This window comes from Rhodococcus sp. NPDC003348 (assembly GCF_053589375.1).
On record NZ_JBSFRT010000005.1, the window covers coordinates 187545 to 206797 of the forward strand.

The following is a 19253-nucleotide window of genomic DNA, read 5'->3' on the forward strand; positions in this document are numbered from 1 at the left end:
GTCCGTGTTTCGCCAGTGTTACACGTCGCGATTTACGACGTAGGTCACATCGTGTACGCGACCGTTGTGAGGTGCCGGGGTGCGCTTATCCTGGACACATGGCTCGTATGACTGGATCCTGGCTCTCCGGCCCGACGGCCGCACTCCCGATCGACGACGACGGTACCCCGAAGTACCGGGGAGAGCGGATCGGGCTACCCGAGAGCGGCCCGGGGTCGCTGGTCGGTTCCGGCCGCCGCCTCGCCGCGCTGATGATCGACTGGCTGATGGCCGGCGGCGTGTCGATCCTGCTCCTCGGCGGCGACGCCCTCGACAGCCGGCTGTCCAGCGTCGTGCTGATGGTGTGGTTCGTGGTCGGTGTCGTGACCGTGACGCTGTTCTCGTTCACGCCCGGCCAGTACTGCGTCGGACTGCAGGTCGCGCGCATCGACAAGCCGGTCCCGGTCGGCATCGTGCGGGCGCTGGCCCGTCAGGTGCTGCTGGTGTTCATGGTCCCGCCGCTGATCACCGACACCGACGGTCGCGGCATGCACGACCGCGCCACCGGCACCGCGCTGGTCCGGTCGCGCTAGACACTTCCGCTGGGGTGAGGCTCCGGACCCCGGGTGCGTGGTTTCGGCCCCGAACGCACAGAACGCTCACGACCACGTCGCTCGAATCGAGAGATTCGGCGAGAGGCGGTCGTGAGCGTTCTGTGCATCAGGTGAGATGACCAGGGGAGCGGCCGAAGACACGCACCTGCGCGAAGCGCTAGCGGCGGCGGATCGTGCGCTGCACGCCCTTCATCTTCGCTCCGCCGGGGACCGGGCCCTTCGGCATCGCCGGGCCGCCACGGTTGCCGAGTGCGGCGAGCCGCCCCTCGATGGAGTCCATCCGCTTGGTGTCGATGTTCTTCGGCAGCTTCATCAGGTACTTCTGCAGCTGTGAGAGCGGCACCTGGCCCTCGTCGTTGCCGACCACGATGTCGTAGATCGGGGTGTCGCCGACCAGGCGGGCGGTCTTCTTCTTCTCCTGCGCGAGAAGCGATTTGACGCGCTGCGGGGCGCCCTCGGCGACCAGGATGACGCCCGGGCGGCCGATCACGCGGTGCACCGCGTCGAGCTGGGTGGTGCCGGCGATGGTGTTGGTCACCCGCCAGCCGCCCTGCAGGTTGTCCAGCGCCCACGCCGCCGCACCGGCCTGACCGTCGGCCTTGCCGTAGACGGTCTTCTGGACGCGACGACCGAAGATAACGAACGCGGCCAGCACGCCGAGCAGGATGCCGACAGGCAGCAGGAACCACTGGAGCCCGAAGATGAGACCGACCAGGAAGAACACGACGGCGAGGCCGACGACGGCGCCGATCATCAGCGGCAGCAGCAGCTTGTCTTCCTTGCGCTGCAGATTGAACGCCTGCCACAGCTGGCTGCGCCGTTCCTTCGACGCCGCCCTGCGGGCCGCTTTCGCAGCGGCCTTCGCTTCCTTGCTTGCCTTGCCCGTTTTTCCGGACTTACTGCCGTTCGCCATACCTCACAGGATACGACCCGGGCCCGCCGCCGATCGCACCCGACCAGGGATGTCGGGTCGGGGCGGCGGGACGCCGGGTTCGGCGGTCAGGCGCGGGCGAGGCGCTCGATCAGCGAGCCCGCCTCCTGGGAGGCACTGCCCTCCTCGGCGAGGTGGGCCTGTCCGGCGGGGAGGGGACGGCCGTGATGGGCCATGGCTTGGGCGTAGAGACGGCCGGCGCGGTAGGAGGAGCGGACCAGCGGTCCGGCCATGACACCGGCGAAGCCGAGTTCGGTGGCGAACTCGGAGTGCTCGACGAATTCCTCCGGCTTGACCCAGCGTTCGACGGGGTGGTGGCGCGGCGACGGGCGCAGGTACTGGGTGATGGTGATGATGTCGCAGCCGGCCTCGTGCAGGTCCACCATGGCCTCGCGGACCTCGTCGGGGGTCTCGCCCATGCCGAGGATCAGGTTCGACTTGGTGACCAGGCCGAAGTGACGGGCGGCGGTGATCACCGCGAGGGAACGCTCGTAGCGGAACGCGGGCCGGATGCGCTTGAAGATCCGGGGGACGGTCTCGAGGTTGTGCGCGAGGACCTCGGGGCGGGCGTCGAAGACCTCGGCGAGCAGATCGGGGTGGGCGTGGAAGTCGGGGATGAGGTTCTCGACGCCGGTGGTGGGGTTCAGTTCGTGGATCTGGCGGACGGTCTCGGCGTAGAGCCAGGCGCCCTCGTCGGGGAGGTCGTCGCGGGCGACGCCGGTGATGGTCGAGTAGCGCAGGCCCATCGACTGGACCGACTCGGCGACGCGGCGGGGTTCGTCGCGGTCGAGGGCGGCGGGCTTGCCGGTGTCGATCTGGCAGAAGTCGCACCGCCGGGTGCACTGGTCGCCGCCGATGAGGAAGGTGGCCTCGCGGTCTTCCCAGCACTCGTAGATGTTGGGGCAGCCGGCTTCCTCGCACACGGTGTGCAGGCCCTCGCTGCGAACCAGCGTCTTGAGCTCGGTGTACTCCGGGCCCATCTTCGCGCGGGTCTTGATCCAGTTGGGTTTCCGCTCGATCGGGGTCTCGGCGTTGCGGACCTCGATGCGAAGGAGCTTGCGCCCTTGTGGGGCGGCGGCCGGGGAGTTTTCGGGTGCCACAGTCACGATGCGATGCTACGCCGGTCGCTTCGGTCGCCCGCGCTCAGCCGAAGCGGTGGGTGGTGAATGCGGGTTCGGGGGTCGTCGCGTCCTCGAAAGTGACGCGTTCGATGTCGCGTTCGGTGACCGGCATCGTGCCGTCGAACGCGGCGGTGACAGCGGCGACGACGGCCGGAAGCACATCGGCGGTCGTCACCGTCGCGCCGAGTTCACCCGACAGTGACGCCACGCCGGCATCGCGGATACCGCAGGGGACGATGTCGTCGAACCGGTCGAGCGCAGCATCGCAGTTGAGCGCGAAGCCGTGCAGGGCCACCCCGCGCTGAACTCGCACGCCGATCGCGGCGATCTTGCGTTCGGGCAGCCACACACCGTCCCTCAGGCCGGCGGGCAGCCACACCCCGGACCGGCCCTCGACGCGGCCGCAGGTGAGCCCGAGATCGACGCAGACGGCGATCAGTGCCTCTTCGATGCGGCGCACGTAGTTGACCACGTCCACCGGCTCGGCGAGCTTGACGATCGGGTAGCCGACCAGCTGGCCGGGTCCGTGCCAGGTGATCTTGCCGCCGCGGTCGACGTCGATCACGGGTGTGCCGTCGGTGGGCCGGTCCTCCGGCTGGGTGCGGCGGCCCGCGGTGTACACCGAGGGATGCTCGAGCAGGAGGAGTGTGTCGCGGCCGCGGTCCTCGGCGCGCTCACCGGCAAGGCTCCGCTGCAGTTCCCACGCCTCCAGGTAGTCGACGAGTCCGAGGGGTCGGACATCGAGCGGCTCGGCGCTGAAACGGACGGAGGCGGTGGCGCTGCTCATTGTCGACACGTTACGCCTGGACGGAGGAGGAGGGCGCCCGGCACCCGCGTCAGCGCGCGAGGGCGGCGGTGAGCGCCTCGTCGATCGTGTTGTGGCGGAACGTGAATCCGGCCGACTCGAGTGCGGCGGGCAGTGCGCGCTGACCGTGCAGCACCGCCTCGTCCGCGAACTCGCCGACCGCGGCGCGCAGCGCGAACCCCGGCACCACCCAGGGGGTGGGGCGACGCAGCGCGTGGCCGAGGGCCTTCGTGAACCCGGCGTTGGTGACCGGGTTCGGGGCGGTGGCGTTCACCGGACCGGCGAGAGCACCGGACGTCAGCGCGAACCGGATCACCGCGACCTCGTCGTCGAGGGAGATCCACGACAGATACTGCCGTCCGCTGCCGAGCCGTCCGCCGAGGCCGAACCGGAACAGCGGGCGCAGGCGACCGAGCAGGTCACCGTTCGGCGAGATCACCGTGCCGGTGCGCAGCAGCACCGTCCGGGCCCCGGCGTCCCGGGCGGGCTCGGTGGCGCGTTCCCAGTCCCGGCACAAACCGGAGAGGAAACCCGCACCCGCCGGGGCATTTTCGTCCACCACGCCGTCGCCGGTGTCGCCGTAGAAGCCGACGGCGCTCGCGTTGACCAGAACCGGCACGCCCCGGTCCGCGACGGCGTGTGCGAGCACGTCCGTGGGCGCGACGCGGCTGTCGCGCAGCAGTTGCTTGTATGCGCCGGACCAGCGCTGGTCGCCGATCCCGGCGCCGCAGAGATTCACCACCGCGTCGACGCCGTCCAGTGCCCGGGAGTCGAGCACGCCCCGCTCCGGCGCCCACCGGAACTCATCGCGCCCGGCGACGGGCCGGCGCACCAGGCGCCGCACCTCGTGGCCGTCCGCGTTCAGCGCGGCAATCAGAGTCGTCCCGATCAGTCCCGACGATCCGGCGATCGTCACCTTCATCGTTGTTTCGCCTCCTGGTGTCGACGGTCGAGCGGGGGCACCGCGTCACCGGCCGTCCGCCGCTGGGGTGTCCCGCACCCGGAAACGGGCGGGGGCACCACCGAATTCGATGGTGCCCCCGCCCGCGTGGGTTTCCGCGACCTACAGGCCGAGGTCGGCCTCGAAGGCCGCTTCCTCGAGCCGCTGCTTGATCGTGGTCAGGAACCGACCGGCGTCGGCACCGTCGATCAGGCGGTGATCGTAGGTGAGCGGCAGGTAGCACATCGACCGGACACCGATGGACTCGTTGCCGTTGTCGTCGGTGACCACCATCGGGCGCTTGACGATCGCGCCGGTGCCGAGCATGGCGGCCTGCGGCGGCACCAGGATCGGGGTGTCGAACAGCGCGCCCTGGCTGCCGATGTTGGTGATCGTGAAGGTGCCACCGGCCAGCTCGTCCGGCTTCAGGCCGCCGGAGCGGGCGCGGGCCGCGATGTCGGCGATCGCGCGGGCCAGGCCGGCCAGCGACAGGTCGCCGGCGTTGTGGATCACCGGGGAGAGGAGACCCTGCTCGGTGTCGACCGCGATGCCGAGGTGCACGGCCGCGTGGTAGGTGATCTCCTTGGCGTCCTCGTTGTAGCTCGCGTTGACGTTCGGGTGCGCCCCGAGCGCCTCGACGACGGCCTTGGCGAAGAACGGCAGGAACGTCAGGTTCACGCCCTCGCGGTCGGAGAACCCGGCCTTGGCCTGCGACCGCAGTGCCGCGACCTTGGTGACGTCGACCTCGAAGGTCTGGGTCAGCTGCGCGGTGGTCTGCAGCGACTCCCGGGTCTTGACCGCCGTGATCTGGCGGATCCGGTTCACCTTCTGGGTGGTGCCGCGCAGGTGCGCGAGCTCCGGGCGGACGCCGGCCGGGGTGGTGGCGGCGGCCGGTGCAGCTGCGGCGGGTGCTGCCGGGGCTGCGGCCGGAGCCTTCTTGGCCTCGGCGGCCGCGAGGACGTCCTGCTTGCGGATGCGGCCACCGACACCGGTGCCGGTCACGGTCGCGAGGTCGACACCGTTCTCGGTGGCGAGCTTGCGGACCAGCGGGGTGACGTACGGGGTTGCATCGGCGGCCGGAGCGGCGGGCGCCGGAGCCGGGGCGGGCGCGGGAGCCGGAGCAGCAGGCGCCGGAGCCGGGGCGGGCGCGGGAGCCGGAGCAGCAGGCGCCGGGGCGGCGGCGGGTGCGCCGGAGCCGATCACGGCGAGCTGCGCACCGACCGCGATGGTGTCGTCCTCCTGCGCATTGATCTCGAGCAGCGTGCCCGCGACCGGCGAGGGGATTTCGGTGTCGACCTTGTCGGTGGAGACCTCGAGCAGGGGCTCGTCGACCGCGACGTCGTCGCCGACGGCCTTGAGCCACCGGGTGACGGTGCCCTCGGTCACGGACTCGCCCAGTTCGGGCATCGTGACCGGGGTGCCGGACGCGGGGGCAGCGGGAGCGGCGGCGGCCGGAGCGGGCGCCGCGGGGGCCGGTGCAGCGGCCGCGACGGGCGCGGGAGCCGGAGCGGCAGGGGCGGGCTCGGCGGGAGCGGCCGGAGCCGGAGCGGGGGCCTCGTCGGCGCCACCGATGATGCCGAGCTCACCGCCGATCTCGACGGTGTCGTCCTCCTGGGCGACGATCTTGGTCAGCACGCCCGCAGCGGGGGAGGGAATCTCGGTGTCGACCTTGTCGGTGGAGACCTCGAGCAGGGGCTCGTCGAGTTCTACCGTGTCTCCCTCCTGCTTGAGCCACCTAGTGACGGTTCCCTCGGTGACGCTCTCACCGAGAGCCGGCATCTGGACGGAGAAGGCCATTTCTTTTGACTCCTCGACAATTGTGTTCGGGTTGTTGAGTTGGTCGACTTGTGGTCGAAAAACATTCTGCAATACAGCTGCTGTCGCGGGGTCGGTGGCGGTGGACGAGCCAATCGACCGGGCGGCCACGCGGCGGTGCACGTTCATCCTTGCATTGATCGATTTCCTGCGTCCCCTGAGGGGCTTGTCACATCGTCCTCACGAACCTCACAGCAATCGCTGGCAGACTGCAATGTCCAGGATCTGTCGATGTCGGCCAGGTGACGAGGTGAGGGCCATGGGACTGCGCGAGATGTTCGGGCGCAGGCGCGGGCGGGACGAGCGCACCAGCGGTGCCGATGCCCGCCATCTGGCGGACTGGGCGCGCACCCATGTGGGGGTGGAAGCGTTCGTCGAGCCGCGCACCACCGTCACCCCGGTGACGGTGGTGCTGGTCGCGGCCGACGGGCAGTGGACCCGTCGCGCGGTCGGCGGCGAGCGTGGGGCGCGCAAGCTCGGCGAGGACCTGCGCATCCCCGTCTACGACGTGCGCAAGACCGGCTATCCGCAGCGGATGCGCGACCACGACGCTCGGCAGAGAATCCTGCGCAACCGCGCCCGCGAGGCCTGACGGCTCGTGCGCGGTTCGTGGGTGTGTGGACCCGCAAACCGCGCACGAGCGCGAAGCGCCTAGCCGTTGGCGGCGATGTCCTCGAGGACGCTGATCATCGTGCGGACCGGGACGCCGGTGCCGCCCTTCGGCGTGTAGCCGAACGGGCCTCCGGTGTTGTAGGCCGGGCCGGCGACGTCGATGTGCGCCCACTGCACGCCCTCGGATACGAACTCCTTCAGGTAGGTGGCCGCGACGAGCATGCCGCCCCACCGGTTGTTGGTGACGTTCATCAGGTCCGCGACCTTGGAGTTCAGGTCGCCGCGCAGCTCACGCGGCAGCGGCATCGCCCAGGCGTTCTCGCCGATCTCCTGGGAGATGCGGGCGACCCGGTCCCGGAACTCGGCGGTGCCCATCACGCCGGGGGTGCGGGTGCCGAGCGCGACCATCTGTGCGCCGGTCAGGGTCGCGGTGTCGATCAGGTAGTCCGGGTTCTGTTCGCATGCCTTGACCATCGCGTCGGCGAGGATCAGCCGGCCCTCGGCGTCGGTGTTGATCACCTCGACCGTGGTGCCGCCGTACTGGGTCAGCACGTCGCCGGGGCGCTGTGCGGTGGCGGACGGCATGTTCTCGGCCATCGGCGCATAGGCGTCGACGCCGACCTTCAGGCCCAGCTTCGCGGCCAGGACCGCGGTGGCGATGACGGCCGCGGCGCCGCCCATGTCGGAGGTCATGTTCTCCATGCCTGCGGCCGGCTTGATGGAGATGCCGCCGGTGTCGAACGTGATGCCCTTGCCGACCAGTGCCACCTTCTTCACGCCGCGACCGGCGGGGCTGTGGGTGAGCCGGACCAGCCGGGGCTGACGCGAGGAACCCTTGCCGACGCCGAGGATGCCGCCGTAGCCGCCCTTCTCGAGGGCCTTCTCGTCGAGGACCTGGACCTTGAGGCCGGCGGCGGTGCCGAGCGCCTTGGCTCGGGCGGCGAACTCCTCCGGGTACAGGTGGCTCGGCGGGGTGTTGACGAATTCGCGGGCGACGGCGACGGCCTCGGCGATCGCGGCGGAGCGGGCCAGTTCGTTCTTCGCGGCGGCGGTCCGCGGGGAGGGCACCAGCAACTCGACCCGGCCGAGGGGCTGCTTGTCGGCGCCGGGCGCGGACTTCGCCTTGAAACCGGTGAACGTGTAGGCGCCCAGGTAGAAGCCCTCTGCGGCGGCACCCAGGTCGAGTCCCGACAGGGTGGTCGCGGCGACCGCGACGCCGGTGAGCGCGCGGGCCGCGGCGCCCGCGGACTGGCGGATCTGCTCGGCGTTCACGTCGTCCGCAGATCCGAGACCCACGGCGACGACGCTCGCCACCGACAGTCCGGCCGGCGCCGGAATGCGGGTGATCTCCTCGGCCTTGCCGGTCGCTCCCACCGCGACGAGCCCGGCGAGAACCGCTTCGGCCGTGGCGTCGTCGAGCACGTCCCCGACGGATGCCTCGGGTCCGTCAGGCCCCGTGGTCAATCCGATGACGAGGACGTCGACGCGCTTGGCGATCGAGCCGGCGAGAACGAGCTCCGGGCCGAGCGGTGTATCGGACTTGGCAGGGCTCACATCTACTCCTGGGGTGTGAAGGATTGCGTTGTCGGCAACTGTAGTTCGCGCCGTCCGAGTGAGTGCGACGTGTGCGGGGTCGGCCTCGGCCTTCGTTCGCGGCGGGTCGACCCGCGCCGCGTCGGCTAGCGTGATGCCCCATGAGCGAACTCCGGCAGGGCCCACTCCACGCGATGCACACCGAACTCGGCGCCACCTTCGCGCCGTTCGGCGGTTGGGAGATGCCGGTGTCCTACACCGGAGTCGTCGCCGAGCACACCGCGGTCCGGGAGACGGTCGGGGTGTTCGACGTCAGCCACCTCGGCAAGGCATCGGTCGTGGGCCCGGGGGCGGCCGCGTTCGTGAACGACTGCCTGACAAACGATCTCGCCAAGATCGGTCCCGGCAAGGCGCAGTACACCCTGTGTGCCAACGAGACCGGCGGTGTCGTCGACGACCTGATCGCCTACTACGTCTCCGAGGACGAGGTGTTCCTGGTGCCCAACGCCGCGAACACCGCGGCCGTGGTCGCCGCGCTGGCGGCGCAGGCGCCGGACGGAATCGCCGTCACGGACCTGCACCGGAACTTCGGTGTCCTCGCGGTGCAGGGGCCGAGGTCCGCGGAAATTCTTGCCGCGCTAGGGCTTCCGTCGGACATGGACTACATGGCCTTCGCGGACGCGACTTTCGAGGGTGCACCGGTGCGGGTGTGCCGCACCGGCTACACCGGCGAGCACGGCTACGAACTGCTGCCGTCCTGGGACGGCACCGAGGCGGTGTTCCGGGCGCTGGTGACCGCGGTGCGAGCCGCCGGTGGCGAGGTCGCCGGGCTCGGCGCCCGCGACACCCTGCGCACCGAGGCGGGCTACCCGCTGCACGGGCACGAGCTGTCCACCGAGATCTCCCCTCTGGAAGCACGCTGTGGCTGGGCGATCGGGTGGCGCAAGCCGCGGTTCTGGGGTCGTGACGTGCTGCTCGCGCAGAAGGAAGCCGGGCCCGCCCGCACCATGTGGGGGATCCGCGCCCTTGACCGCGGGGTGCTGCGGCAGGGGCAGTCGGTCCTCCGCGACGGCGCCACGGTCGGCGAGACCACGTCGGGCACCTTCTCGCCGACACTGAAGGTGGGCATCGCGCTGGCACTGCTCGACACGTCGGCCGGGCTCGCGGCGGGCGACGAGGTGACGGTCGACGTGCGTGGCCGGGCGCTGCGGTGCGAGGTCGTCGCGCCGCCGTTCGTGCCGTTGCACACGCGCTGACGCAAACCACGGGCGGCGGGCAGGAAAGCACGAAAATCCGTGGTCGCGCAATGTCGTGCACGACGCGTTCGCTAGGATTCTGCGCATGACTGGTGTCCAAGACTTCACGCGCGTTCCGCATCCCTCACCTGCCTCGGAGCAGGAGCGCGCGCGAGTACTGGCCGCCCCCGGATTCGGGAAGTACTTCACCGATCACATGGTCACCATCGACTACAGCGACGAGCAGGGCTGGCACAACGCCACCGTGCAGCCGTACGCGCCGTTGCAGATGGACCCCGCGACGATGGTGCTGCACTACGGTCAGGCGATCTTCGAGGGTCTCAAGGCGTACCGCCAGGCGGACGGCTCGATCGCGTCGTTCCGGGTGTCCGCGAACGCCGAGCGGCTGCGCACCTCGGCCCGCCGCATGGCGATGCCGGAGCTGCCCGACGAGCTGTTCCACCGCTCGATCACCGAGCTCCTCGCCGTCGACGGCGACTGGGTTCCCGCCGCGGGCGGCGAGGAGGCGCTGTACCTGCGGCCGTTCATGATCTCCACCGAGATCGGTCTCGGCGTGCGACCGGCGAACAGCTACAAGTACCTGCTGATCGCCTCGCCGGCCGGCGCGTACTTCTCGCAGGGCGTCAAGCCGGTCAGCGTGTGGCTGTCCACCGAGTACGTGCGCGCCGCTCCGGGAGGCACCGGCGCCGCGAAGTTCGCGGGCAACTACGCCGCCTCGCTGGTCGCTCAGGCGCAGGCCGCCGACGAGGGTTGCGACCAGGTCGTCTGGCTCGACGCGATCGAACGCAAGTACGTCGAGGAGATGGGCGGCATGAACCTCTTCTTCGTCTTCGGTTCCGGGTCCGAGGCCCGCCTCGTCACGCCGGAGCTGTCCGGGTCGTTGCTGCCCGGTATCACCCGCAACTCGCTGCTCACCCTCGCCGCGGACGCCGGCTACGCCGTCGAGGAGCGTCGCATCAGCACGGACGAGTGGCGCGAGAAGGCCGCATCCGGTGAGATCACCGAGGTGTTCGCCTGCGGCACCGCCGCGGTCATCACCCCGGTCGGCTCGGTCAAGTCCGCGGCCGGCGAGTTCAGCATCAGCGGTGGGGAGCCGGGTGAGGTCACCATGGCCCTGCGCGACACGCTCACCGGAATCCAGCGCGGCACCTTCGCCGACACCCACGGCTGGATGACCACCCTGGCCTGACGGCTCGAGATCACGTGCCCGGCGGCGCGGCGCTCATGACGAGCGCTGCGCCGCCGAGTGCGTTCGCGGCCCGGACGAATCGGTCACGACCATTCGGGGTTCCGACCGCGGTCGCGGCGACGGCCACCTCGATCCGCGCCGCGGACGTCGCCCGTGGTTCCGTCGTACCGGCGCGCACAGTGCCGAGTGAGAACAGCGCCGAGTGAGCACGGCCGCAGCTCAGTCGAGACCGTCGGCGGGGATCCGGGACAGCCGTGCCGGGTCGGCAAGGATGTCGATCTCGACGATCCGGTCGCCGCGGACCGTGACGCCGAACACCGCGAACAGTCGTCCCTGCGCGATCCCGACGATCCCGGCGGCGCCGTTGACCAGCGCGGGGTGCGCGAACCGGGCCAGCCGGGCGTAGCCGAGCACCCGCTCCGCGACCGCCGGTGCACCCCGGTCCAGCGCCGACGCCGCTCCGCCCGCGTCGGCGCGCAACACCACATCCGGGTCCAGCACCGTGAGCAGATCCTCGAAGCTGCCGCCTCGCGCCGCGGCGAGGAACGCATCCACCACCGCGCGTTGCCGGGCCCGGTCCGGCGCCGGGGCGGGGACACCCCGGACCCGGCGCCTGGCCCGGCTCGCCAACTGGCGGGCGGCGTCCGGGGTGCGTCGCACCATCGGAGCGATCTCGTCGAAGGGGACCGCGAACATGTCGTGCAGCACGAAGGCGAGGCGCTCCGCGGGAGCGAGCGTGTCGAGGACGACCAGCATCGCCAACCCGACCGAGTCGGCGAGCACCGCCTCGTGTTCGGGTCCGGTGACATCGGGGCGGGTCACCACCGGATCGGGTACGTGCACGCCCCTCGGGTCCTCCGGTCGTGCCCGGCGTGCGGCCAGGATGTTCAGACACACGTGCGCGACGACGGTGGTCAGCCACCCGTCCAGGTTCCGGATCTCGTCGCTGTCGGCGCGGTCGAGCCTCACCCACGCCTCCTGCACGGCGTCCTCGGCCTCGCTCGCCGATCCGAGCATGCGGTAGGCCACCGCCCACAGTCGCGAACGCCGCTCGTCGAACCGCTCGGCGACGTCCACCCGGTGCGCATCGTCGTTCATCGGTCACATTCCTCCGCACTCGCCGGTCACAAGGGATGACCGGGCAAACCCGGTCGATGTGACGGCGATCGGCACCCGGACATCCGGCCCGGTCACCCATCGAATCACGGATAGGGAGGAACACGAGACCATGACCATCAACGACCGTCCCGCCGCACGCGGGACCCACCCGGCACCCGGCGACGTGGTGCCGCCGCGAACCCTGACGACGATCTCCGGTGACCGCATCACCCTGCCCGACCCCGGGGCGCTGACGCACCTGCAGTTCCGGCGCTTCGCAGGCTGCCCGATCTGCAATGTCCATCTCCGGGAGATCGCGCGCCGCGCGGACGAGATCGAGGCCGCAGGTGTTCGCGAGATCGCAGTGTTCCACTCCACGGCCGAGGCGATGCGGCCGTACCAGGGGGACCTTCCGTTCGCGGTGGTCGCGGACCCGGACAGGTCGCTGTACCGCGAGTTCGGGATCGAGTCGGCGCCGGGAGCGGTGCTGCATCCGCGCGTGTGGTCCGCGCCGTTGCGCCCCGGGAGCTGGGCCGTCGTGATGCGCGCCGTGCGGGCGGGCGGCGCGATCGGCCCGGGCGGCGAGAGCATCCTCGGTCTGCCCGCGGACCTGCTGCTCGCGCCGGACGGTTCGATCCTCGCCGCCCGGTACGGCAGGCACGCCGCCGACCACTGGTCGGTGGACGAGCTGCTTCGGCTCGCCGCGGCAGCGAATGTACGGCTCAGCAGCCCAGCAGGAACCCGAGGGCCGCGAGGGTGACGGTCAGCTCGATGGCCGCACCGAGGACGTCACCGGTGATCCCTCCGAAGCGGTGGGCGCAGTGCCGGGTCAGCCCGGCTGTCGCGGCGAGGACCGCGGCCACCACGACAGGGCCCTGCCACCACCTGTCCGGGACCGCCGCCGCGGCGGCGACGACCGCGATCACCGTCCACGCCAGGCACACCCAGCGGCTCTGGGTTCCGGCGACGAGCGCGCCGAAACCGGTCGGGGCTGCCGCGGACAGGGCCGGTCGGCAGGTGGTCACGGCCGCCACCCGCCCCACCGCCACCGCGATGACGACCGCTGCCCACTGCCCGGCCTCGGCGAGCGCGCCGAACGAGAGTGCCTGCCCGCCAAGGCAGATCAGCAGCGCGGCCGCACCGAACGGGCCGACGCCGCCGCTGCGCATCACCTCCAGTGCGCGTTCCGGCGGGCCGTAACAGCCCAGGCCGTCGACGGTGTCCGCGAGACCGTCGACATGCATCCCACGCGTCGCCAGCGCCAGGACGGCGACGGCGACCAGCCCGGCGAGCGCCGACGGAACCGAGGCGGCGACCAGCAGCCACGACACCGCCGCCGCGAGCAGGCCGAGCAGCACGCCGACCACCGGCGCCGCGGTGATGGCCCGCCTGCCCGAGGTCCGGTCGATCGGCGGATCGCTCTCGCGGTGCGGGACCGGCAGCACCGTCAACCACGACAGGGCCAACCGCAGTCCGCCCACGTCGGTCAGTCCGTGGTCGCGTCGGCGCCGGTCGCCGGGTCGGCGGGGGAATCGCCGGCGTCGCGGGTGCTGACACCGGCATCGGCGAACGTCGCCATGTTCGCGAGGGTGGCGACCGCACCCTGCAGCACCGGCAATGCGACCACCGCGCCGGAGCCTTCACCGAGGCGCATGCCCAGGTCGAGGATCGGGTCGAGTTGCAGGTGACGCAGCGCCAGGACGTGCGCCGGTTCGGTGGACCGATGGCCGGCGACCCACCAGTCGCGAGCGCCGGGAGCCAGTTGCTCGGCCACCATCGCCGCCGCGGTCACCACCACGCCGTCCACGATCACCGGGGTGCGACGCACCGCGGCCTGTGCGAGGAATCCGGCCATCGCGGCAAGGTCGGCGCCGCCGCCGATCCGGAGCAACGCCACCGGGTCGGTGACGTCGCGCCGCACCCGGCGCATCGCGTCACGGATCGCGGCGGTCTTGCGGGCCCAGCCCGCGTCGTCGACGCCGGTGCCGCGGCCGACCGCGGCGACCGGCTCGGTGTCGGTGATCGCGGCGATCAGGACGGTCGCCGGGGTGGTGTTGCCGATGCCCATCTCGCCGGCGATCAGCAGGTCCGCGCCGGCGTCGACCTCCTCGTCCGCGAGCGCCCGGCCGGCCGCGATCGCCCGGAGGGTCTCGTCGGCGCTCATTGCGTCCTCGCGGTCGATCGCTCCGCTCGACCGGCGCACCTTGTACCGGGACACGGCGGGGTCGGTGTCGGCGTCGACCGCGATGTCCACCACCCGCACGCCGACGCCGGTGGTCTCGGCGAGCGTGTTGACCGCCGCGCCACCGGCGAGGATGTTGGCGACCATCTGGGCGGTCACCTCCGCCGGGTAGGCGGACACCCCGTGCCGGGCGACGCCGTGGTCGCCGGCGAACACGACCACGCGGGGGCGCTCGAACAGGCGCGGCGGGCACCGGTCCTGGCAGGCGGCCACCCAGCCGGCGAGGGACTCGAGCCGGCCGAGGGAACCGGCGGGCTTGGTCAACTGCCCCTGCCGGGCGTCGGCGGCGGCGCGGGCCGTCACCGACGGTGCGACGACCGGGTCGAACGCGGCCCCCGTCGTGCCTGTGGGCTCGGGTGTGGTGTTCGATTCGGTTGTCACAGTGGACCTTTCATGTCGATGCTGGTCGTGTTCGGCGTCGCGTCACTTCAGGCGCACGGTCAGTCCGGCGATCGCGAGAAACACCTCGTCGCAGACCTGCGCGAGCCGTCCGTTGAGGGCGCCGATCTCGTCCCGGAACAGCCGTCCCGAGCGGGTCTCCGGAACCACGCCGAGCCCGACCTCGGGACTGACGAGTACGAGTGTGCCCGGGTAGCCCGCGACCGCGTCCACCAGGGCGTCGCAGCGGGGGGTGACGGTTCCTCGCGGCGCGTCCCACGCCTCGGCGTCGTCGAGTTCCGCGGTCAGCCAGGTGCCGAGGTCGTCGACGAGGGTCGCCGGACCGCTCTCACCCAGGATCGCGGAAAGACCGGGTCCGCGGCCGCATTCCACAGTGGTCCAGTGTGCGGGCCTGCGGACGCGATGCTCCGCGATCCGGGCGGTCCAGTCCACGTCGGTGGGGTCGACGCGCGCGGTCGCGACATAGCGGACGTCGCCGCCCGGCATCAGCGACTCCGCGTGTCCGGACTTGCCGGAGCGTGCCCCGCCGAGGACGAGGACGCGGCGCGGTGGGGCGGGGGAGTGCACGCGCTAGACCGTACCAACGCGCATGTCGGCCGCGCCGAAGCGGCGGCGGTAGTCGGCGGGGGCCAGACCGAGCCGGCGGTGGAAGTGGTGGCGCAGCAACGCCGCGGACGAGAAGCCGCACCGGCGGGCGATCTGCTCGAGGCCGTCGTCGCTCTGCTCCAGCAGTTGCTGGGCGAGCAGAACCCGTTGGGCGGTGAGCCATTTGACCGGTGTGCTTCCGGTCTCGGCGGCGAACCGGCGCGCGAAGGTGCGCGAGGACATCGCCGCCCGCGCGGCGAGCGATTCGACCGTGTGCTGCTCGTCGAGATGCTCGGTCATCCAGGACAGTGTCTCCGCGATGCCGTCGGCCGCGCAGACCGGCACCGGTCGTTCGATGAACTGGCGCTGCCCGCCGTCGCGCTGTGGGGCCACGACCATGCGGCGGGCGATCGTGTTGGCGACGGCGGTGCCGAGCTCGCGCCGCACCACGTGCAGGCACGCGTCGATACCGGCGGCGGTACCGGCACTCGTCACGAGCGGGCCCTCGTCGACGAACAGGACGTCGGGATCGACGATCGTGGCCGGGAACGCGCGGGCCAGTTCGTCGGCATGGCTCCAGTGGGTGGTGCAGGTGCGGCCGTCGAGCAGGCCCGCGGCCCCGGCGAGAAAGCTCCCCGAGCAGACCGTCAGGATCGTCGCGCCGGCGTCGGCGGCCGCGCGGACGGCGCCGATCACGGCGTCGGGGTACCCGCTGTGGTCCGCGAACGCCGGGATCACGACCAGGTCCGCACCGACGAGCCCGTCGAGTCCCCGGGTGGCGGTCAGGGTGACGCCGGGGCTGGTGGTGGTCAGCGGTGCGCCGGGAGTGGTGCCGCAGACGCGGAAATCGATGGCCGGTACCCCGAAGGCGGTGCGATCGAGGCCGAACACCTCGCAGACGGTGCCGAACTCGAACATCGAGATGCGGTCGACGACGAGGACCGCGACGGTGGAGAGCACGGGTTCAGTCTATGGCTGGATATTGACGAAGTGGGTCGTTCATGCCACTGGTGGCATGAAGTAGGCGGTCGAACAATTACTGCCATGACCGGATTCCTCGTCATTCTCGGATGTCTCGTCCTCGCCGTCACGTGCGGTGCCCTCGTGCATCGTCGACGCCGCTCGGTTCTGCCGCCTGTCTCCCCGGTCCGACTCCGCCGACCGTTCGGGTCGGCCTCGGTCGACGATCGGGACGCCGTCCGGATCGACGCCGATCTGGCGGTGCTGCGCGGCCGGGCGCCGCACCACTGAGGTGCCGGTCCCGGCCGGCGCGCTCGTTCGCGCTCGTCGGTGTCGGTCGCACGACGTATCGTCGAAGCCACCCGATGGGGCGGGAAGCAGGTGGGAAGCGTGACATCGATCTTCGAGCGCGCGCAGCGCGCGGTACGGACAACGGCCGTGTACGGCGAGCCGTACGAGACCCCGGACGGCTCGACCGTCATCACCGTGGCGCGGGTGCGGGGCATGCCCGGCGGCGACGCCGCGTCGTCGATGCCGGTGGGCGTGTTCGTCGTCCATCAGGGTGAGGTGACCTGGCGTGCCGCAGTCGACGAGTCGCGAATCGCACGCCTGGGCCTGACGATCGGCCTGGTGTCGGCGACGCTCGGAACGCTGGCGGTCCTGCGGCGTCCGCCCTGGCCGGACCTGCGTCGATTCGTCGACTGAGCGAACCCGGACGGCAACGCGGACGGGCGCCGCACCCGATGGTGCGGCGCCCGTCCGGGAGTGCTGTGGTTGCGCGAGTGGCCGTCAGACGGCGTCGCCGGGCGAGACCTGCGGCTGCGGCGCGCGCATCTTGCGGATCTGCGACGCGCGGACGAAGGCATACCAGCCGAGTTTGAACCCGCCGTCGATGGAATCGGGGTACCGCTCGCGAACCTTGTTGTTGATCTGGCGGCCCATTATCACGCCCTCGACGACCATGAACAGCATCATCACGAACATGCCGAGGGTGACGAAGGCCTGCAGCGACGGGTCGAGGAACATCGCCAGGATCAGCAGCACCGCGAGCGGCATGAACAGGCCGACCAGGTGGCGCCGGGAATCGACGAGGTCGCGGACGTACGCACGCACCGGTCCCTTGTCCCGGGGCAGCAGGTACTTGTCCTCGCCTGCGAGCATCCGCGCGCGGCGGTCGGCGGCGTCGGCGCGACGCTCGGCCGACGCGAGCTTGCGCTCCTCCTTCGAGCCGCGGCTCTCCTTGCGCCGCGCCCGGGCCTCCTTCGACGTCATCGGCGCGGGAGCGACGGGGCCCCGTCGCCTGCCCTCGGCCTCGCGGCGGCTCGGCGTCGGCCGGCCCTTGCCCTCGGTGACGGCGGACGACGTCGGGGTGGTCGGCTCAGGAGTGGTCGACTCGTCGACCCCGTCGTCTCCGTTGTCTGGATTGTCGGGGTTTCCTCGGCGCAGCAGTTTCACCCCACCAGGCTACTTGCTGGGCAGGCGAGGTCACGACCTGGCACGTCCGGCGCGCACCGGCACCCCGTCCTATGCTCGCCCGATGCGCGTGCTGATCGCCCCGGATTCGTTCGGCGACACCCTCACCGGCGTCGAGGCAGCCGAGGCCATCGCCGTGGGGTGGGGGCGGGCCCGTCCCGATGACGTGCTCACCGCGGCGCCGCGGTCGGACGGTGGCCCCGGCTTCGTGGACGTCCTCGCGGTGCACGGCGGCGAGGTGCGCACCGCGACGGTGTCGGGTCCACTCACCGCGACCGTCGCCGCCCGCTGGCTCCGGGCCGGGGACGTGGCGTACATCGAATCCGCACAGGCATGCGGACTGCACCTGCTCGACCCCGATCCCGCCACCGCGGTCGCCGCGCACAGCGCCGGCGTGGGAGAACTGATCGCCCTCGCGGTCGAGGCGGGTGCCCGCACCGTCGTCGTCGGCCTCGGGGGCAGCGGCTGCACGGACGGCGGCCGCGGACTGATCCGGGCACTGGGCGGCACCGACGACGCGGCAGGGTTCGCCGCCGCCCGGTCCCGGCTGGCCGGGATCCGGCTGATCGCGGCCACTGACGTCGAGAACCCCCTGCTCGGTCCGCGTGGCGCGGCGGTCGTGTTCGGACCGCAGAAGGGCGCCGACCCGGCGGCGGTGGAGGTGCTCGAGGAGCGCAATGCGGTGTGGGCGCGGGTGCTCGACACGGCGGCGGGCCGCCAGTCGGGTGCGGCGGCGGGCCGCCGGTCGGGTGCGGCGGCGGGCCGCCGGTCGGGTGCGGCGGTGTCCGAGACGGTCGGGGCGGGGGCGGCCGGTGGGATCGGCGCCGCGCTGCTGGCGCTGGGCGCGGACCGACGCTCCGGCGCCGAGGTCGTCGCGGACGTCACCGACCAGCGCGCGCTGCTCGAGGTCGCCGACCTGGTGATCACCGGTGAGGGACGCTTCGACCACCAGTCGCTCGGTGGGAAGGTCGCGGTCGCGCTCGCGCGGGCCGCGCGGGACCGCGGCATCCCGGTGCTGGTCCTGGCCGGGCAGGTGGCTGTCGACGGCGCCGATCCCGACCTCGGCGCACTCGGCCTGGCCGGTGTCCACTCGGTGTCCGAGCACGCCGGGTCCGTGCGGTTGGCCATGACGGATGCCGCCGCGCAGCTCGCGAGCCTGGCGCACAGCGTCGCCTGCGGGTGGGACGAGCGCCCGGCAAGTCGAGGCCAGCGGCGGGAATAGTGCCCCGCGGAGTACGGTTGAAGCGTTCACGGGTTTTGGTACGAGCGAACAGGGAGAGCCCATGACAGTGCAGAACGAGAGCGCAGTGCAGTCCGAGAGCGCCGTGCAGGACGAGGCTGCGCACAAGGTCGTGATGAGCGACGCCGCGGCCGCGAAGGCCAAGGCACTGCTCGACCAGGAGGGTCGCGACGACCTGGCCCTGCGCATCGCCGTCCAGCCCGGTGGCTGCGCCGGACTGCGCTACCAGCTGTTCTTCGACGACCGCAGCCTCGACGGCGACCTCGTCGTCGACTTCGGCGGCGTCAACCTCGCCGTCGACCGGATGAGCGCACCGTACGTCGAGGGCGCCACCATCGACTTCGTCGACACCATCGAGAAGCAGGGCTTCACGATCGACAACCCGAACGCCACGGGCTCCTGCGCCTGCGGCGATTCGTTCAACTGATCGTCCGCACCGACCCCTCCGGCGCGGCACCCAC

At 71.7% G+C, this 19253-nt stretch carries 22 protein-coding genes; 9 read left to right on the forward strand and 13 right to left on the reverse strand.

The window, feature by feature from the left end:
* Positions 1-98: 98 nt before the first annotated feature.
* The gene (locus tag ACWDU4_RS05455; protein ID WP_450112830.1) at positions 99-572 is read left to right on the forward strand and encodes an RDD family protein; all 474 of its coding nucleotides are present in this window, start codon (positions 99-101) and stop codon (positions 570-572) included.
* A 178-nt stretch (positions 573-750) separates the two neighbouring features.
* Here ACWDU4_RS05455 and ACWDU4_RS05460 read toward each other — a convergent pair whose 3' ends face one another.
* The 5 genes from ACWDU4_RS05460 to sucB all read right to left on the reverse strand — a co-directional run bounded on the left by ACWDU4_RS05460 (position 751) and on the right by sucB (position 6187).
* The gene (locus ACWDU4_RS05460) at positions 751-1506 is read right to left on the reverse strand and encodes a DUF4191 domain-containing protein (RefSeq protein ID WP_450112831.1); all 756 of its coding nucleotides are present in this window, start codon (positions 1504-1506) and stop codon (positions 751-753) included.
* A gap of 86 nt (positions 1507-1592) precedes the next feature.
* A complete protein-coding gene (lipA, locus tag ACWDU4_RS05465; protein ID WP_450112865.1) occupies positions 1593-2624 on the reverse strand; it encodes a lipoyl synthase in 1032 nt (343 codons plus the stop codon).
* 43 nt (positions 2625-2667) lie between these two features.
* A complete protein-coding gene (gene lipB / locus ACWDU4_RS05470) occupies positions 2668-3432 on the reverse strand; it encodes a lipoyl(octanoyl) transferase LipB (protein WP_450112832.1) in 765 nt (254 codons plus the stop codon).
* A gap of 49 nt (positions 3433-3481) precedes the next feature.
* Complete coding sequence (locus ACWDU4_RS05475; protein ID WP_450112833.1) at positions 3482-4372, reverse strand: TIGR01777 family oxidoreductase; 891 nt, start codon at positions 4370-4372, stop codon at positions 3482-3484.
* A 141-nt stretch (positions 4373-4513) separates the two neighbouring features.
* Positions 4514-6187, reverse strand: coding sequence for a 2-oxoglutarate dehydrogenase, E2 component, dihydrolipoamide succinyltransferase (gene sucB, locus ACWDU4_RS05480; RefSeq protein WP_450112834.1), 1674 nt, complete (start codon positions 6185-6187; stop codon positions 4514-4516).
* A 277-nt stretch (positions 6188-6464) separates the two neighbouring features.
* On the opposite strand from sucB, the gene ACWDU4_RS05485 reads away from it, so the two are divergent.
* Complete coding sequence (locus tag ACWDU4_RS05485; protein ID WP_450112835.1) at positions 6465-6797, forward strand: oxidoreductase; 333 nt, start codon at positions 6465-6467, stop codon at positions 6795-6797.
* A 59-nt stretch (positions 6798-6856) separates the two neighbouring features.
* Here the strand turns inward: ACWDU4_RS05485 and ACWDU4_RS05490 are convergent, their stop codons facing one another.
* Positions 6857-8371, reverse strand: coding sequence for a leucyl aminopeptidase (locus ACWDU4_RS05490; protein ID WP_450112836.1), 1515 nt, complete (start codon positions 8369-8371; stop codon positions 6857-6859).
* Positions 8372-8511: 140 nt separating this feature from the next.
* Here ACWDU4_RS05490 and gcvT point away from each other — a divergent pair, with 140 nt between their 5' ends.
* Both gcvT and ACWDU4_RS05500 read left to right on the forward strand, forming a co-directional pair.
* Entirely contained in the window at positions 8512-9606 is a 1095-nt protein-coding gene (gcvT, locus tag ACWDU4_RS05495; RefSeq protein ID WP_450112837.1) for a glycine cleavage system aminomethyltransferase GcvT, read from the forward strand.
* Positions 9607-9691: 85 nt separating this feature from the next.
* The gene (locus tag ACWDU4_RS05500; RefSeq protein ID WP_450112838.1) at positions 9692-10795 is read left to right on the forward strand and encodes a branched-chain amino acid aminotransferase; all 1104 of its coding nucleotides are present in this window, start codon (positions 9692-9694) and stop codon (positions 10793-10795) included.
* A gap of 10 nt (positions 10796-10805) precedes the next feature.
* Here ACWDU4_RS05500 and ACWDU4_RS05505 read toward each other — a convergent pair whose 3' ends face one another.
* Both ACWDU4_RS05505 and ACWDU4_RS05510 read right to left on the reverse strand, forming a co-directional pair.
* Positions 10806-10973 (reverse strand): hypothetical protein, encoded by a 168-nt coding sequence (locus ACWDU4_RS05505; RefSeq protein ID WP_450112839.1) that lies wholly within the window; start codon positions 10971-10973, stop codon positions 10806-10808.
* Positions 10974-11014: 41 nt separating this feature from the next.
* On the reverse strand, positions 11015-11893 hold the full coding sequence (locus ACWDU4_RS05510) for a sigma-70 family RNA polymerase sigma factor (RefSeq protein ID WP_450112840.1): 879 nt from the start codon (positions 11891-11893) through the stop codon (positions 11015-11017).
* Between the two features lie 130 nt (positions 11894-12023).
* Between ACWDU4_RS05510 and ACWDU4_RS05515 the strand changes: the two genes are divergently transcribed.
* Complete coding sequence (locus ACWDU4_RS05515) at positions 12024-12653, forward strand: peroxiredoxin-like family protein (RefSeq protein ID WP_450112841.1); 630 nt, start codon at positions 12024-12026, stop codon at positions 12651-12653.
* Here the strand turns inward: ACWDU4_RS05515 and ACWDU4_RS05520 are convergent.
* From ACWDU4_RS05520 to ACWDU4_RS05535, 4 genes are read right to left on the reverse strand one after another with little or no spacing between them, the layout of a single operon-like run.
* Positions 12616-13374, reverse strand: a complete 759-nt coding sequence (locus ACWDU4_RS05520) for an adenosylcobinamide-GDP ribazoletransferase (RefSeq protein ID WP_450112842.1) — start codon at positions 13372-13374, stop codon at positions 12616-12618. The two genes, ACWDU4_RS05515 and ACWDU4_RS05520, sit on opposite strands and share 38 nt — an antisense overlap.
* Before the next feature lie 5 nt (positions 13375-13379).
* Entirely contained in the window at positions 13380-14516 is a 1137-nt protein-coding gene (cobT, locus tag ACWDU4_RS05525; RefSeq protein ID WP_450112843.1) for a nicotinate-nucleotide--dimethylbenzimidazole phosphoribosyltransferase, read from the reverse strand.
* Positions 14517-14558: 42 nt separating this feature from the next.
* On the reverse strand, positions 14559-15101 hold the full coding sequence (locus ACWDU4_RS05530; protein ID WP_450112844.1) for a bifunctional adenosylcobinamide kinase/adenosylcobinamide-phosphate guanylyltransferase: 543 nt from the start codon (positions 15099-15101) through the stop codon (positions 14559-14561).
* A 3-nt stretch (positions 15102-15104) separates the two neighbouring features.
* On the reverse strand, positions 15105-16079 hold the full coding sequence (locus tag ACWDU4_RS05535; RefSeq protein WP_450112845.1) for a helix-turn-helix domain-containing protein: 975 nt from the start codon (positions 16077-16079) through the stop codon (positions 15105-15107).
* Positions 16080-16163: 84 nt separating this feature from the next.
* Here ACWDU4_RS05535 and ACWDU4_RS05540 point away from each other — a divergent pair, with 84 nt between their 5' ends.
* Together ACWDU4_RS05540 and ACWDU4_RS05545 are read left to right on the forward strand one after the other, a co-directional pair.
* Positions 16164-16370, forward strand: a complete 207-nt coding sequence (locus ACWDU4_RS05540; RefSeq protein ID WP_450112846.1) for a hypothetical protein — start codon at positions 16164-16166, stop codon at positions 16368-16370.
* Positions 16371-16469: 99 nt separating this feature from the next.
* Complete coding sequence (locus ACWDU4_RS05545) at positions 16470-16784, forward strand: hypothetical protein (protein WP_450112847.1); 315 nt, start codon at positions 16470-16472, stop codon at positions 16782-16784.
* An 84-nt stretch (positions 16785-16868) separates the two neighbouring features.
* On the opposite strand, the gene ACWDU4_RS05550 is transcribed toward ACWDU4_RS05545, so the two are convergent.
* Entirely contained in the window at positions 16869-17534 is a 666-nt protein-coding gene (locus ACWDU4_RS05550; RefSeq protein WP_450112848.1) for a DUF3043 domain-containing protein, read from the reverse strand.
* 82 nt (positions 17535-17616) lie between these two features.
* Between ACWDU4_RS05550 and ACWDU4_RS05555 the strand changes: the two genes are divergently transcribed.
* Together ACWDU4_RS05555 and ACWDU4_RS05560 are read left to right on the forward strand one after the other, a co-directional pair.
* On the forward strand, positions 17617-18774 hold the full coding sequence (locus tag ACWDU4_RS05555) for a glycerate kinase family protein (RefSeq protein ID WP_450112849.1): 1158 nt from the start codon (positions 17617-17619) through the stop codon (positions 18772-18774).
* Between the two features lie 61 nt (positions 18775-18835).
* The gene (locus tag ACWDU4_RS05560) at positions 18836-19219 is read left to right on the forward strand and encodes a HesB/IscA family protein (RefSeq protein WP_450112850.1); all 384 of its coding nucleotides are present in this window, start codon (positions 18836-18838) and stop codon (positions 19217-19219) included.
* The last annotated feature ends 34 nt before the right edge of the window (positions 19220-19253 follow it).